Source organism: Guyparkeria sp. WRN-7, assembly GCF_001641825.1.
Classification (GTDB): Bacteria; Pseudomonadota; Gammaproteobacteria; order Halothiobacillales; family Halothiobacillaceae; genus Guyparkeria.
On the sequence record NZ_LRFH01000014.1, the window covers coordinates 80,615 to 94,992 of the forward strand.

Annotated in this window: 13 protein-coding genes; 6 read left to right on the plus strand and 7 right to left on the minus strand. The window is 67.5% G+C overall.

Features of this window, described 5'->3' with window-relative positions:
* Positions 1-124: 124 nt before the first annotated feature.
* Positions 125-2,956: an excinuclease ABC subunit UvrA gene (uvrA, locus tag AWR35_RS04925; RefSeq protein ID WP_058574838.1), complete on the plus strand. Its 2,832-nt coding sequence runs from the start codon at positions 125-127 to the stop codon at positions 2,954-2,956.
* Between the two features lie 48 nt (positions 2,957-3,004).
* Here uvrA and AWR35_RS04930 read toward each other — a convergent pair whose 3' ends face one another.
* The 5 genes from AWR35_RS04930 to AWR35_RS04950 form a co-directional block, all read right to left on the minus strand.
* Positions 3,005-3,544, minus strand: a complete 540-nt coding sequence (locus tag AWR35_RS04930) for a hypothetical protein (RefSeq protein WP_058574839.1) — start codon at positions 3,542-3,544, stop codon at positions 3,005-3,007.
* A 21-nt stretch (positions 3,545-3,565) separates the two neighbouring features.
* The gene (locus AWR35_RS04935; RefSeq protein WP_058574840.1) at positions 3,566-3,916 is read right to left on the minus strand and encodes a TraR/DksA family transcriptional regulator; all 351 of its coding nucleotides are present in this window, start codon (positions 3,914-3,916) and stop codon (positions 3,566-3,568) included.
* Between the two features lie 8 nt (positions 3,917-3,924).
* Positions 3,925-4,422 carry a hypothetical protein gene (locus tag AWR35_RS04940; protein WP_058574841.1) on the minus strand — a complete coding sequence of 166 codons (498 nt, stop codon included), beginning with the start codon at positions 4,420-4,422 and terminating at the stop codon, positions 3,925-3,927.
* Positions 4,423-4,544: 122 nt separating this feature from the next.
* A complete protein-coding gene (locus AWR35_RS04945; protein WP_197408135.1) occupies positions 4,545-5,537 on the minus strand; it encodes an MBL fold metallo-hydrolase in 993 nt (330 codons plus the stop codon).
* Between the two features lie 155 nt (positions 5,538-5,692).
* The gene (locus AWR35_RS04950) at positions 5,693-6,676 is read right to left on the minus strand and encodes an aldo/keto reductase (protein WP_058574842.1); all 984 of its coding nucleotides are present in this window, start codon (positions 6,674-6,676) and stop codon (positions 5,693-5,695) included.
* A gap of 106 nt (positions 6,677-6,782) precedes the next feature.
* On the opposite strand from AWR35_RS04950, the gene AWR35_RS04955 reads away from it, so the two are divergent.
* Complete coding sequence (locus tag AWR35_RS04955; RefSeq protein ID WP_058574843.1) at positions 6,783-7,238, plus strand: phosphate-starvation-inducible PsiE family protein; 456 nt, start codon at positions 6,783-6,785, stop codon at positions 7,236-7,238.
* Between the two features lie 67 nt (positions 7,239-7,305).
* Here the strand turns inward: AWR35_RS04955 and phoU are convergent, their stop codons facing one another.
* On the minus strand, positions 7,306-8,028 hold the full coding sequence (gene phoU, locus AWR35_RS04960) for a phosphate signaling complex protein PhoU (RefSeq protein WP_058574844.1): 723 nt from the start codon (positions 8,026-8,028) through the stop codon (positions 7,306-7,308).
* 170 nt (positions 8,029-8,198) lie between these two features.
* Between phoU and ppk1 the strand changes: the two genes are divergently transcribed.
* The 4 genes from ppk1 to AWR35_RS04980 all read left to right on the plus strand — a co-directional run bounded on the left by ppk1 (position 8,199) and on the right by AWR35_RS04980 (position 13,601).
* Positions 8,199-10,274 (plus strand): polyphosphate kinase 1, encoded by a 2,076-nt coding sequence (gene ppk1 / locus AWR35_RS04965; protein WP_058574845.1) that lies wholly within the window; start codon positions 8,199-8,201, stop codon positions 10,272-10,274.
* 101 nt (positions 10,275-10,375) lie between these two features.
* Positions 10,376-10,618, plus strand: a complete 243-nt coding sequence (locus AWR35_RS04970; protein ID WP_058574846.1) for a PP0621 family protein — start codon at positions 10,376-10,378, stop codon at positions 10,616-10,618.
* Complete coding sequence (locus tag AWR35_RS04975; RefSeq protein WP_082663919.1) at positions 10,597-12,246, plus strand: ATP-binding protein; 1,650 nt, start codon at positions 10,597-10,599, stop codon at positions 12,244-12,246. Before AWR35_RS04970 ends, AWR35_RS04975 begins: the two co-directional genes overlap by 22 nt.
* Positions 12,243-13,601 (plus strand): sigma-54 dependent transcriptional regulator, encoded by a 1,359-nt coding sequence (locus AWR35_RS04980; RefSeq protein ID WP_058574848.1) that lies wholly within the window; start codon positions 12,243-12,245, stop codon positions 13,599-13,601. The genes AWR35_RS04975 and AWR35_RS04980 overlap by 4 nt, the downstream gene beginning before the upstream one ends.
* A 105-nt stretch (positions 13,602-13,706) precedes the next feature.
* Here the strand turns inward: AWR35_RS04980 and sixA are convergent, their stop codons facing one another.
* Positions 13,707-14,213 carry a phosphohistidine phosphatase SixA gene (gene sixA, locus AWR35_RS04985; RefSeq protein WP_058574849.1) on the minus strand — a complete coding sequence of 169 codons (507 nt, stop codon included), beginning with the start codon at positions 14,211-14,213 and terminating at the stop codon, positions 13,707-13,709.
* Positions 14,214-14,378 lie beyond the last annotated feature (165 nt).

Below are 14,378 nucleotides of genomic sequence, written 5' to 3' on the forward strand. Positions count from 1 at the left end.
CCGACCCTCGGTGGATCAACGAGATCGGGGCCCTTTCGACTACAATGTCCGGTTCCGCGCGCGACGGGGAGGACGTCTCCCTGCCGCGCGTGACGTCCATTCAATCGAGCGACGACCGCACACCATGGCCGATCCGTACATCCGCATTCGCGGTGCCCGCACGCACAATCTCAAGAACATCGACGTCGACCTGCCGCGCGAGAAGCTGATCGTCTTCACCGGTCTGTCCGGCTCGGGCAAGTCGTCGCTCGCCTTCGACACGATCTTCGCCGAGGGCCAGCGCCGTTACGTCGAGTCGCTGTCGGCCTACGCGCGCCAGTTCCTGTCGATGATGGACAAGCCGGACGTCGACACCATCGAGGGGCTGTCGCCGGCGATCTCGATCGAGCAGAAGACTACCTCGCACAACCCGCGCTCGACGGTGGGCACGGTCACCGAGATCTACGACTACCTGCGTCTGCTGTACGCGCGCGCCGGCATCCCGCGCTGCCCGGAACACGACATCGACCTGACCGCGCAGACGGTCTCGCAGATGGTCGACCACGTCATGGACCTGCCCGAGGGCTCAAAGTGGCTGCTGCTCGCGCCGGTGATCGAGAACCGCAAGGGCGAGCACCACAAGCTGTTCCAGGAATGGCAGGCGCAGGGCTTTCTGCGGGTGCGCATCAACGGCACCGTCTACGAGATCGACGAGGTGCCGGCCCTCGATCCCAAGACCAAGAACACCATCGAGGTGGTGGTCGACCGCTTCAAGGTGCGCGACGATCTCGCACTGCGGCTGGCCGAATCCTTCGAGACCGCGCTGCGGCTCGCCGACGGCCAGGCGATGGTCGTCTCCATGGACTCCGACGAGGAGCACGTCTTCTCCTCGCGGCACGCCTGCCCGAAGTGCGGCTACTCGCTGGGCGAGCTCGAACCAAGGCTGTTCTCCTTCAACAACCCGGTCGGCGCCTGCCCCAGCTGCGACGGGCTGGGCGTGAAACAGTTCTTCGACCCGCAGAAGGTGATCATCAACCCCGAGCTGTCGCTGGCCGCCGGTGCCGTGCGCGGCTGGGACCGGCGCAACGCCTACTACCACGCGCTGCTCTCGTCGCTGGCGCGCCACTACGACTTCGACCTCGAGACCCCCTGGGAGGAGCTGCCCGAGGACCTGCGCGAGATCATCCTGCACGGCTCGGGCAAGGAGAAGATCGCCTTCACCTACATCGGCCCGCGCGGCCGCGCCAAGGAGCGCACCCACCCCTGGGAAGGCGTGCTGCCGAACATGTCGCGCCGTTACCGGGAAACCGAGTCGCAGGCGGTGCGCGAGGAGCTGGCGCGCTACATCTCCGAGCAGGCCTGCCCGAGCTGCCACGGCACGCGCCTGAACCGCGCCGCGCGGCACGTGTTCATCGACGACTACAACCTGCCGACGGTCACCCGCTGGTCGATCGGCCACTCGGCCGAGTTCTTCGACAAGCTCGAACTGGAAGGCGCGCGCGGCGAGATCGCCACGCCGGTGGTCCGCGAGATTCGTTCGCGGCTGAAATTCCTCAACGACGTCGGCCTGAACTACCTGTCGCTCGACCGCAGTGCCGAGACGCTTTCCGGCGGCGAGGCACAGCGCATCCGCCTGGCGAGCCAGATCGGCTCGGGGCTGGTGGGCGTGTCCTACATCCTCGACGAGCCGTCGATCGGCCTGCACCAGCGCGACAACGACCGCCTGCTGGGCACGCTCACCCACCTGCGCAACCTCGGCAACACGGTGATCGTGGTCGAGCACGACGAGGACGCGATCCGCGCGGCGGACTTCGTGCTCGACATCGGCCCGGGCGCCGGCGCCCACGGCGGCCAGGTGGTCGCCCAGGGCACGCCGAAGGAGATCGAGGCGACCAAGGATTCGCTCACCGGGCAGTACCTCTCCGGCAAGCGCGAGATCACGGTCCCGGAGCGCAACCGCGCCGATGCCGAGCAGATGCTGACGCTGGAGGGTGCGACCGGTCACAATTTGCAGGGCGACCCGCTGCATATCCCGCTGGGGCTGTTCACCTGCATCACCGGCGTGTCCGGCTCGGGCAAGTCGACGCTGATCAACGACACCCTGTTCAAGATCTGCGCCCATCAGCTCAACCGCGCCAGCGCGACCGCCTCGCCGTACAAGAACATCCACGGCATCGAACAGCTCGACAAGGTGATCGACATCGACCAGTCGCCGATCGGTCGCACGCCGCGCTCGAACCCGGCGACCTACACGGGACTGTTCACCACCATCCGCGAGCTGTTCGCCGGCACGCAGGAGGCCCGCTCGCGCGGCTACACGCCGGGCCGGTTCTCCTTCAACGTCAAGGGCGGGCGCTGCGAGGCCTGCCAGGGCGACGGCGTGCTCAAGGTGGAAATGCACTTCCTGCCGGACGTGTACGTGCCCTGCGACGTCTGCGGCGGCGCGCGCTACAACCGCGAGACGCTCGACATCCGCTACAAGGGCAAGACCATCACCGACGTGCTGGAGATGACCATCGAGGAGGCGGCCGAGTTCTTCGAGGCCGTGCCCAGCCTGCACCGCAAGCTGACCACCCTGATGGACGTGGGGCTGGGCTACGTGAAGCTGGGGCAGAACGCCACCACGCTCTCCGGCGGCGAGGCCCAGCGGGTCAAGCTGTCGCGCGAGCTGGCCAAGCGCGACACCGGCCACACGCTCTACATCCTCGACGAGCCGACCACCGGCCTGCACTTCGAGGACGTCGCCCAGTTGCTCAAGGTGCTCTACCGCCTGCGCGACCACGGCAACACGGTGATCGTGATCGAGCACAACCTCGACGTGATCAAGACGGCCGACTGGATCGTCGACCTCGGCCCCGAGGGCGGCTCCGGCGGCGGGCGGATCATCGCCTCCGGCACCCCGGAGCAGGTTGCCGAAGTCGAGGGCTCGCACACCGGGCACTACCTCAAGCGGATGCTGGCGCCGGCAAAGGCGTAAGGGAGCCCGGCCCGCCCCGCGAGTGCCGTACTAGCCGCGAGTGCCGTACTACTCGAGCGTGCGCTGCAGGCTCTCGAGCATCTCGCGGGTCTTCTCCTTGGTCTTGTCGAAGACGTCCGACCCGGTTTCCTTGGTCGCCTGCCACGCGCTGGCGGCGCCGGACTTGGTGCTCTCCCAGATCCGGGCCGCGCCTTCTTTCGCCTCGGCCCACCAGTCATCATCGACGCGCGGGTAGTCGCGCACCTGCTCGAGATCGTCGGTGAGGAACACGGCGTAGGAGACCCGGTCGAGGCGGTTGCCGGCCCGGGTGGCCACGGAGAACTGGTCCACCTCGACGAAACGCCTGTCATCGTCCTCGAAGCCCTCGAGGTCGTCGTCGAATTCGATCACCAGCCCGTGGACCTTCATGTTCTCAGCGACCAGCACGTCCTCGACCTCGCCGGCCTCGCGGTTGTCCTCAGCGGCGAGGTAGACCTCCGAGCCGATCAGGCCGTCCATGGAATAGAGCCCTTCCGGCGGCTCGGCCAGAACGGGCGGGGTCAGCATCACGGCAATGGCACTGGCCAGTAGGGTTTTCATTCGGGTCATAGGATCGCTCCGGTTTGTTTGTCAGCCGTCCTCGGCACATTCGACGCAGCGCGTGACGCTCGGATCACTCTGGAGTCGCCGAAACGGGATGGGTTCCCCGCAGACGAAGCAGTCGCCGTACTCGGCATTTTCCATCCGCCGAAGGGCGCCCTCGACGCGGGCGAGCTCGCGCTCCCAGCGGGCGCGAACGGCCCGGGCCATCTCCCGGCCCTGCTGCGCCTCCACGCGCGACAGCTGACTCTGCTTACTCTGGCACACGCTGTCGATCTCCACCCGTTCGGTGGACTCGTCGCTGCCGCTCAGCAGGTCTTGCAGCTCCTCGCGACGTTCGACCAGTTGGTCGTGAAGCGCCTGGCGTTGCGCGTCATCCATCGGGGCCGTCAGTCGATCTTGATCTTGGCGTAACCGCGCTGGGCATAGGCGGCCGCCGTGACGAAGGTATTGCCGACTTCGACGATCGGCTCGACCAGCTCGGCCTGCGTGATGCCGACCCGGCGGGTGGCGATCGAGCAGGCCTCCATGCGGAGGACGCCGTCGAGCGCAGCGAGTTCCCGCAGCTTGTCGTGGATCTGCAGGATGGTCTGCGCGTCGGTCATGTGGCTGTCAGGCGCCTCTTCCGTGAGCAACCGCACCGCGCCGCCGCGGAAGGCGAACACCATCCGCGGCGTCACACCCTGACGCTCGAGGTCTCGGTAGGTCTGCTCGATCACGCCCAGCCGCGCCAGCAGCTTGTCCGGATCGGCGGCCGTCACGTCCCAGAGGATGCGACCTTCCTCGATGCCCTGCAGGGCGTGGGCGTCGTCGGGACGCGGCAGGTCGGCACTCATGCCCACCACGGGCATCAGGCACAACAACAGCCCCAGTACGAGTCGATGCATCACGGCTTCCTCCCGGATATTTTCACCTGCCGGGAGTAAAGCCGATGGCGGCGGGAGTGCAAACAAAAAACCGCCCGCGGGTCACCCCGGGGCGGTCTGATGGCTCGACCCTCCGACCGGAATCAGAACTCGAATTCCATCTTCTGGAATACCCGGCCGGCGTTCTTGCCCGCCAGCTCGTCGAACGTGTGCCAGTGCGAGAACTGGCTCTGGTCGAGTTCGTAGGCGTCCTGCAGGGTGCCGCCCTCGTCGATCATCTTGCCGATCTCGGTGCGCAGGAAGACGAGGTAATCCTTGGTGTAGTGCTCGACCGTCTCCAGATCGGTCGGCCCGCCGTGCCCCGGGATGATGGTCTTGTCCTCGGCCACCTCGGCGAACTTGGGCCAGGTCTCGAGCCACGCCTTGGTATCGGTGTACTCGAAGATCGGCAGCATGCGGATGTTGAAGGCCATGTCGCCGGCAATCACCACGTCGCGCTCCGGGATCACCACCGAGATGTCGCCGGGAGAGTGCGCCGGGCCGAAATAGACCACGTTGGCCGTCACGCCACCCAGGTCGAGCTCGAGGCGGTCCTCGAAGGTGACGTCCATCGGCACGGCCTCGGTCCCCTCGGCCTTCTCCTTGGCGATGTCCTTGAGCTGCTCCTCGTAGGCCGCGGCGTGGCTGTCGTAGTACTCGGCGGCATCCACGTGGCCGATCACCTCGGCGCCCTGCTCGATCCAGTAGCCGGTCGCCATGGCGGCGTGCAGCTGGCCGTTCTCGTTGACGACGTACTTCACCGGCACGTCGGTGCGCTTCTTGATCTCCTCGTGCAGCGCCTCGGCGAGCTGGTAGGAGGCCCCGGCATTCATCACCAGCACCGCATCCTCGCCGATGACGAACGAGAGGTTGTTGTTATGCAGGGAGTTCTCGTAGGTGTACGGCTGGGTCGCGCCGATCGCCGACCAGACGCCCTCGGCGACCTTCTGCGGGTAGTCGTAGAGCATCGACTCCGGCGCCTTGTCGGCCGGGTTGTCTTCCGCGGCCATCGCCGGGGCGGCGAGCAGCCCGCCGGTCAATGCCAGCAGTGCGCCGCCGGCCACGCTACGCGTCTCTCTCATCCACTCGGTCAACATGTATCTCCTCCCAGCCGGTGTCACATTCGACTCGGTTGCTGATTTATTAGTTAGCGAACTAACTATCTCGCCAACGGCGGCGAAGAACAACCCCGCTTCCATTCGGGTTTTTGATTCGAAAACACATCCGCTGATTGAATCGCGCCCACCCAGGCTCAGTTCCAGGCCAGCCCGCCACGGGTCTGCCAGTAGCGCTCGGCCGGCTCGGCCAACCCTTCAAGCATGGCACGTTCGTCGGCCGACAGCTCGACGTCCAGTGCCTCGAGATTGGCCGCCAGCTGCTCCTCGGTGCCGGCACCGGACAGCACCATGTCCACCCAGGGGCGGGCAAGCAGTGCGGCGATGGCGATCGCGTCGCGACCCACGCCGTGCGCCCCGGCCACCCGGTCGAGCACGGCCATCGCCTCGGCATCCTCGGGACGATCGTTGCGGGCGGTCAGTCGGCCGTTGGCGACCGCTTCCTTGATGATCACCGCCATGCCCGAATCGCTGGCGCGCTCGAGCTGCGCGGCCACGGACGGTTCCAGCAGGTTGCAGGTCGCCTGGACGGCATCGAACAGCGGCCGACCGCCGATGGCGACCTCCATGGCGCGCGCCAGTGTCTCGGCCTGTTTCGGCCCGCTGGTGGTCAGGCCGATGGCCGTGCCGGCATCGCGGATCTCGGCCAGGCGCTCGAGCACCTCGGCATTGTCGAGCACGCCCGAATCCAGCGTCGCCGAGTGGATCTGGTAGAGCGCCGGCGCGCCGCCGAGCGCATCGAGGGTCTCGTCCCACTGGCGGTCGAGCACCGCGCGGCTGTGCTCCTTGACCTCGTGCACCTCGGCGTCGACCTGCCAGCCGGCGGTGTAGGTGTATCCCCACTTGGAGCCGACGGTGGGCCGCTGTTCGGCCGGCCGACCGGCGAGCCAGTCACCCAGGAAGGCCTCGGCCCGGCCATAGGACCGGGCCGCATCGACATAGCGCAGGCCTCGGCGCCAGGCGGCGTCGAGCATGGCGTGGGAGTGGGCGCGCATCGCCTCGACATCACGGCCGTCCGGCATGTCGGCGCCGTGACCGAGGTTGATGTAGCCCGGCCGGCCGAGGGCCGCCAGCCCCAGACCGATGCGCGGACGGGGAAGAATCAGTCGCTTCTCCGGCATGATGAAAGGTCTCGATTCGTCGTTGGATCGGTGAAAGAGGATATAAAGTGGGTCCAAACCCACGCCGGGCCGGCAGGGCGGCCCGACAACAGAGGAAGAGGCTAGCATGCAGCGATTCCGCCTGAGTCACCCGATCCACAACGTGGTCAGGAGCCTGGAGCTCTTCGGCCTGGTGGTGATCCTGATCGCAACCTTCATCGCCGCCGGCCAGGATGTGGCCGAGATGATCGCCGCCCGGCGGGTCACCCTGGCCGACCTGTTGCTGCTGTTCCTCTACCTCGAGGTGCTGGCGATGATCGGCGCCTACCTGCAGACCGGCCGCCTGCCCATCCGCTACCCGATCTATATCGCGATCATCGCGCTGGCACGCTATCTGGTGCTGGAGGTCAAGGATCTCGAGGCGTGGAAGATGCTGGTGGTGGGCGCGACCATGCTGATCCTCGCCGGCACCGTCCTGCTGCTGCGCTACGGCCACCTGAAACTGCCCTACCCGGAGAGCGAGCTCGACCTCGAAGGCGCGGAGGTGAAGCGCCGGGGTCGCGACGACAACGACACCCCCTAAACAGAACGGGCCGGCATGAGCCGGCCCGTTTCCTTTCTTTCTGCCCGTCGCGCGGGCACACAGCCGCTCAGATCTGGGTGCGTTCCTTGGCCTCGCGCAGGCCGCTGGAGCACTCGCCCGTGCCGCGCTGCTGGAAGATGATGTACTCGGCGATGTTGGTGCAGTGATCGCCGATGCGCTCGATCGCGCGCATGCAATGCAGCATCCGCAGGCTGAGATCCGGCGATTCCGGGTGCTTCTTCATGTACTCGAGCAGCACCTCGTGGACCTCGTTGTACTCGTGGTTGACGTGGTCGTCGCGGCGCATGATTTCCTCGGCCGCGACGCAGTCCTGACGGACGAAGGCGTCGAGCGTGTCGTGCAGCATGCCCTTGACGATCCGGCCCATGACACGGAAGTGCGTGGCGAACTCGGTCGACTGCAGTGCCGGGCCGACCTCCTCGGCGATGCGGGCAAGCTTCTCGGACTTGTCGCCGATGCGCTCGAGGTCGGTGATCGCCTTGACGATCGACATGATCGTACGCAGATCCCCGGCCGTGGGCGCGTATCGGGCGATCAGGTGGATCGACAACTCGTCGATGGAGACCTCGAGACGATCGATCTCGTAATCCTGCTCCATCGCCACCCGGCCGCGTTCGGCATCGCCGTCGAGCAGGTAGGCCAGCGCGTCACCGAAGTGCTGCTCGGCCACGCCACCCATGTTCATCAAGAGCGAACGGAGGGCGTTGAGGTCCTCGTCGTAGCGCGTCAGGGTGTGTGGCGTCAGGTTGGGCGCGTCTTTTTCGCTCATTTCCTCGGATTCTCCTGTGGGCGGCTTGTCTCGACCCGACTGCTAGGGTTTACTCGTGGCCTCGGGCGGCTTCACGAGCCTGTCATGCGCGGCGGCCAGACTGGCAGGCCGCCGGAAGCGGGCTCGCCGACCAAATGCCCATACTCTAACCGACTTTGCGTTGCGAAATAATGACACGAACCGACGAGACCCCGCTGCCGTTCATCAACCGCGAGCTCAGCCTGCTCGGCTTCAACCGCCGCGTGCTCGAACTGGGGCAGGATCCGGACGTGCCGTTGCTCGAGCGACTCAAGTTCCTCTGCATTTCCTCCTCGAACCTCGACGAATTCTTCGAGGTGCGCGTCGGGACGCTCACGCAACAGATCCGCGCCGGCATCAGCCGCCCCGACGATGCCGGCCTGACGCCCTCCCAGCAGCTCGACGTGGTGCTCGAACAGGCGCACGCCCTAGTGCATGACCAGTACGAGACCCTCAACCGCGACATCATCCCGGCGCTGGCCGAGGAGAACATCCACTTCCTGCGCCGCACCCACTGGACCGAGGCGCAGGCGCTGTGGGTCAAGCAGTACTTCCGCCGCGAGCTGCTGCCGCTGCTGACGCCGCTGGGCCTCGATCCATCGCACCCGTTCCCGCGCATCCTCAACAAGTCGCTCAACTTCATCGTCTCGCTGGAAGGCAACGACGACTTCGGCCGCGAGGCCTGGCTGGCGATCGTGCAGGCGCCGCGCGCCCTGCCACGCATCATCCAGATGGACGAGGACGCCGCGGAAGGCCCGTCGAGCTTCGTCTTCCTGAGCTCGGTGATCCACGCCCACGTCCACGAGCTGTTCCCGGGCATGACCGTCACCGGCTGCTACCAGTTCCGGGTCACCCGCAACAGCGACCTGTCCGTGGACGTCGACGACGACGAGGATCTGCTGCAGACGCTGCAGGGCGGCCTGTTCGAGCGCAACTACGGCAACGCCCTGCGCCTGGAGGTGGCCGACAACTGCCCGGCCGACATGATCGATTTCCTCTGCGAGCGCTTCGCCCTCGACGACCGGCAGGTGTTCCAGGTCCACGGCCCGGTCAACCTGCACCGCCTGATGGCACTGCCGGGGCTGATCGACCGCCCCGAGCTCAAGGACCCGCCGTTCACCCCGCGCCTCGAGCCGGAGTTCGATCCGGACGAGAACATCTTCGAGACCATCTCCGAGCGCGGCAGCGTCCTGCTGCACCACCCCTACCAGTCGTTCATGCCGGTGGTGGACTTCATCCGCCAGGCCGCCGACGACCCCAAGGTGGTGGCGATCAAGATGACGCTCTACCGCACCGGTCGGGATTCGGCGATCGTCGATGCGCTCGAGGCGGCGGCGCGTGCCGGCAAGGAGGTCACCGCGGTGGTCGAACTGCGCGCGCGCTTCGACGAGGAAGAGAACATCAACATCACCACGCGCCTGCAGAAGGCCGGCGCCTACGTCGCCTACGGCATCGTCGGCTACAAGACGCACGCCAAGATGACGCTGGCGGTGCGCCGCGACGGCAACCGGCTCAAGCGCTTCGTCCACCTGGGCACCGGCAACTACCACCCGGGCACCGCGCGTCTCTACACCGACTTCGGCCTGATGACCGACGACCGCTTCATCGGCGAGGACGTCAACAAGCTGTTCATGCAGCTGACCGGACTGGGCCGCGGCATCCGCCTCAAGCGGCTGCTGCAGTCGCCGTTCACCCTGCACGAGGGCATGCTCGAGCGCATCCGCCGCGAGACCGCGCATGCCCGGGCCGGCAAGCCGGCGCAGATCCGCGCCAAGATGAACGCCCTGATCGAGCGCCGCGTGATCGAGGCGCTCTACGAGGCCTCCACCGCCGGGGTGAAGATCGAGCTGGTCGTCCGTGGCGTCTGCTGCCTGAAACCGGGCATCCCGGGGGTCTCGGAGAACATCCACGTGCGCTCGGTGATGGGGCGCTTCCTCGAGCACCCGCGGGTGTTCTACTTCCTCAACGACGGCGAGGAAGAGCTGTTCCTGTCGAGCGCCGACTGGATGCCGCGCAACTTCTTCGCCCGCGTCGAGACCGCCTTCCCGATCGACACCCCGGAGATCCGGGCACGGGTGATCGACGAGGCCTTCGACCGCTACCTCGCCGACAACACCGGCGCCTGGGAACTGACGTCGGAGGGCGAGTATCGCCGCATCAAGCCGGGGCGCGGAGCCAAGCGCTTCAACGCCCAGCACTCGCTGATCCGGGACCTGGGCAAGGCCTGAGCCGATTCCCCGCCGCCCCGCGCAACGGGGCGTTGGGTCGCCCCTCGGGCATGCGATACTGTTGAGCGCCGTCATCCTCGGACTCAGGTAACCGTTCGCCCATGCTCAAGCTGCTGTTCTGGCTCATCGTCGCCCTGGTCGTGGGGCTCATCTTCGCCATCCGCCAGGCCAACCGGCTGCGCGCCGAGCAGCAGGCGAACGAATCGACCGAGACGCGTTCACTGGAGTCGGTGCGCTGCACGCAGTGCGGGGTCTTCGTGCCCGAGGACCGTGCCGTGCGGCGCGACGACAAGGACTTCTGCAGCTGGGAGCACGCCGAGGAATGGCACCGGGCACACCATTGATCCACCCCGCCGGCGAGGAGAACTGGCGCGGGCTGCGGCTGGCGAATGCCTACCGGCTGCTGCTGGCACTGGCCCTGACCGCCGCGGCACTCACCGAGCGCGGCCCGGCCGTGTTCGGCGAGGCCAATGCCTCGCTGTTCATGGTGACCGCCTGGGCCTACCTGTTCCTGGCCATGGCCTTCGAGTGGCTGCTGGAGCTGCGGGTCACCCCGTTCCGCCCGCAGGCCCACCTGCACACCCTCGGCGATCTCGGCTGCCTGATGCTGATCGCCCACGCCTCGGGCGGCCCGGAGGGACCGATCGCCCTGGCGCTGGTGATCGCGATCGGCATCGCCGCGGTACTGCACGGCGGACGGGCCGCGATCGGCTACGCCGCTGCCGGCGTGCTGCTGGTGCTGGGCGAGGCGATCTATGCCTCCTGGACACAGCCGGATGCGAGCCATCTGGCCAACTCGGGCTTTCTCGGCGCCGCCCTGCTGCTGATCACCCTGCTGGTGATCGCCTTCGAGCGGCGCGCCGCCGTCTGGGAGCACCAGAGTCAGGCCCGCGAGCGCGAGGTGCGCTACCTCTCCGAGCTGGCCCTGCGCGTGATCGAGCAGACCGACAACGGCATCGTGGTCTCCGACCCGGACGGGCAGATCGACTACATCAACGACGCCGCCCGCCAGATGCTGGGCGAGGCATCGGCAGCAACGCCGGACGGCGCCGCCAACCCGCCGCTGCCGGACGTCAATCCGGCCATCCACGATGCGCTGCGCGCCTGGCACATGGGCGACGGTTCCCAGCAACGCGACATCGACCGACCGCGACGGCTGCGGGCGCAATTCCACCGCATCGAGACGGCGCTGGGGCCGCGCGCCCTGATCGTGCTGCAGGACCTGTCGGCGGAGGACGAGCGTGTCCGCCGCGACAAGCTGGCGGCGCTGGGTCGACTGATCGCCTCGATCGCCCACGAGGTCCGCAACCCACTCTCCTCGATCCGCCAGGCCGCCGAACTGCTGCCCGAATCGGACACCGCCGCCGAACGCGAGCAGCTCACCACGATCATCACCCGGCACAGCGACCGCATCAATCGGCTGGTCGAGGACGTGCTCGGCGCGTCGCGGGCCCCGATGGTCAACGCCCAGGTCGTCGACCTGGGCGACTGGCTGGAACGCTTCGCCGAGGACCGGCGCCAGGCCTGGCAGACGAACGGCAAGCCGTTCGAGATGAGCATCGACACCCCGGCCGGCCAGGCCTTCGCCCGGGTGGACACGACCCACCTCTGGCAGGTGATCGACAATCTCTGTGACAATGCCGAGCGCCACGGCCTGCCCGCCGACGGGAAACTGAACCTGCGCCTGCAACTCGAGGCCGCGCCCCAGGGGGGCTGGCAGATCCGCGTGTGCGACAACGGCCCGCGCATCTCGGCCGAAGACCGCGGCGCGCTGTTCGAGCCGTTCTTCACCACGCACTCGCAGGGAACGGGGCTGGGGCTGTTCGTCTCGCGCGAACTGGCACTGGCCAACCGCGGCGAGCTGACGCTCGAGGCACCGGACGCGAACCGCGAGGCGGGCAACTGCTTCCGCCTGTGCCTGCCGGCGGCGGAGGCAACGGCCGAGGACGCAACGACACAAGCAAGGGAATGAAGACGATGGCGTACTGCCTGATCGTGGACGACGAGCCGGACATCCGCACACTGGTCGCCCTGTTCATGAAGCGCGAGGGCGTGACCACCCTCGAGGCCGCCGATCTGAGCGAGGCCCGAGAACAGCTCGCCGCGAACGAGACCATCGACCTGTGCCTGGCGGACATGCGCCTGCCCGACGGCAACGGTCTCGATCTGGTCGATGAGATCCGCACGCAGCGCCCGCAGCTGCCGGTGGCGGTGATCACGGCCCATGGCCAGGTCGAGGCGGCGGTGCGCGCCCTGAAGGCCGGCGCCTTCGACTTCATCAACAAACCCATCGAGCAGGACACCCTGCGCCGCCTGCTGCGCGATGCGCGCAATCTGCAGCCGCCCGGCGCGGAGCCGGGCGATGATCACGACGGCGACGAGGGAAGCTCGTCCCTGATCGGTCAGTCACGGGCCATGCGCCAGCTGCGCGAGATGATCGGCCGGCTGGCCCGCTCGCAGGCACCGATTTTCATCCAGGGCGAGTCGGGCACCGGCAAGGAGCTGGTCGCCCGCGAGATCCATAACCACAGCAGCCGCGCGCCGGGGCCGTTTGTGCCGGTCAACTGCGGCGCGATTCCCGGCGAGCTGATCGAGTCGGAGCTGTTCGGTCACCACAAGGGCGCCTTCACCGGTGCAACCCGCGACAAGCCGGGCCTGTTCCGCGCCGCCGAGGGCGGCACCCTGTTCCTCGACGAGATCGCCGAGCTGCCGCTGCCGCTGCAGGTCTCGCTGCTGCGGGTATTGCAGGAACGCCGCGTGCGCCCGGTCGGCGGGACCGAGGAGGTGCCGATCGACGTGCGCATCGTTTCCGCATCGCATCAGGACCTCAACCAGGCGGTAAGCGAGGGACGCTTCCGCCAGGATCTCTTCTTCCGCCTCAACGTCATCGGCCTGCGCGTGCCACCGTTGCGCGAGCGCCTCGACGACCTGCCCGCCCTGGCCACCGCCATCATCGCCCGACTGGCTGATCGCGATCAGCGACCGGTGCCGACGATCGACCCCGAGGTGTTCCAGACGCTCGCCGCGCAGCCTTTCCCGGGCAACGTCCGCGAACTGGAAAACCTGCTCGAACGGGCGATGGCACTGACCGACGACGACCGCATCACCGTCGAGGCAGTCGCGCCCGACCCGATGATGACGGCCGAGGAAGACATCGGCGCCTCCGCGCTGGGGGCCTGCCCCGGTTTCATCCCGGAGACCGACGAGCAGCGCGAGGTGCTCGCCGCCCTGCAGCAGACCCGCTGGAACCGCAGCGAGGCGGCCCGACGCCTCGGCCTGACATTGCGCCAGCTGCGTTACCGGTTGCAGAAGTGGGGCGTCGAATAGCGTTCAGCTGAAAATCAGGACGATCGCCGCCAGGCGCCCCTCGACCTCGTCAGCCAAGGGAATTCACTGACGCGGCTCGTCCAACGTCGAGCCGCCGCCCTCCGTCTAATCCGCCAGTGCCCGCAGCACGGCCGGCGGCAGGGCCCAGACGAGCTTGCCGCTGCCATAGCCGATCGCGTTGTCGAAACGGACCAGCATCATGCCGCCCTTCTTCATCGGCATGTTGCCGCCGGGCCGCCCGGCAATCAGCGTCTCGGCGAGCTGGCCGATATGCGGCTCGTGACCGACCACGGCCATGCCCTCGACACGCGGCTGCTTGCGTAGCCATTCGACCGCCAGATTGACTGGCGTCTCCGGCGCAAACACGCCTTCGGACTCGATCTCGCGACACTCCAGTGCCGGCGCGACGATCTCGGCCGTCTGCATGGCCCGTACGGCCGGACTGCTGACGAGGCGCTCGATCGGCAGGGCCATGGTGGTCAGGCCGCGGGCGGCCATCTGCATGCGATCGATGCCCCGCCTGGTCAACGGGCGCTCGCTGTCGGGACGCCCCAGGCGAGCGAACTCCTCGCGGTTCTCGGCGGCGGCATGTCGGATGATCAACAGGTCCATGGTGCATCTCGCTGGCCGGCAAGCGGCCTGTCAGGGCATTTACGATTAGATTCCGGCGGCATGCTGCAGGCGTCAAGCTACCGGATTATGACAATGTGACCGGGGCATGGTGGACCGGCAGACACAGCATCGGTTCAATCCCCGTGAGCGGGGACCGCGGCTGGC

Coding starts and splice junctions, on each gene's coding strand:
- uvrA (WP_058574838.1), top strand. CDS start 125: ATGGCCGATCCGTACATCCGCATTCGCGGTGCCCGCACGCACAATCTC.
- AWR35_RS04945 (WP_197408135.1), bottom strand. CDS start 5,537: ATGTTGACCGAGTGGATGAGAGAGACGCGTAGCGTGGCCGGCGGCGCA.
- ppk1 (WP_058574845.1), top strand. CDS start 8,199: ATGACACGAACCGACGAGACCCCGCTGCCGTTCATCAACCGCGAGCTC.
- AWR35_RS04930 (WP_058574839.1), bottom strand. CDS start 3,544: ATGACCCGAATGAAAACCCTACTGGCCAGTGCCATTGCCGTGATGCTG.
- AWR35_RS04980 (WP_058574848.1), top strand. CDS start 12,243: ATGAAGACGATGGCGTACTGCCTGATCGTGGACGACGAGCCGGACATC.
- AWR35_RS04955 (WP_058574843.1), top strand. CDS start 6,783: ATGCAGCGATTCCGCCTGAGTCACCCGATCCACAACGTGGTCAGGAGC.
- AWR35_RS04950 (WP_058574842.1), bottom strand. CDS start 6,676: ATGCCGGAGAAGCGACTGATTCTTCCCCGTCCGCGCATCGGTCTGGGG.
- AWR35_RS04975 (WP_082663919.1), top strand. CDS start 10,597: ATGGCACCGGGCACACCATTGATCCACCCCGCCGGCGAGGAGAACTGG.
- phoU (WP_058574844.1), bottom strand. CDS start 8,028: ATGAGCGAAAAAGACGCGCCCAACCTGACGCCACACACCCTGACGCGC.
- AWR35_RS04970 (WP_058574846.1), top strand. CDS start 10,376: ATGCTCAAGCTGCTGTTCTGGCTCATCGTCGCCCTGGTCGTGGGGCTC.
- AWR35_RS04935 (WP_058574840.1), bottom strand. CDS start 3,916: ATGGATGACGCGCAACGCCAGGCGCTTCACGACCAACTGGTCGAACGT.
- AWR35_RS04940 (WP_058574841.1), bottom strand. CDS start 4,422: ATGCATCGACTCGTACTGGGGCTGTTGTTGTGCCTGATGCCCGTGGTG.
- sixA (WP_058574849.1), bottom strand. CDS start 14,213: ATGGACCTGTTGATCATCCGACATGCCGCCGCCGAGAACCGCGAGGAG.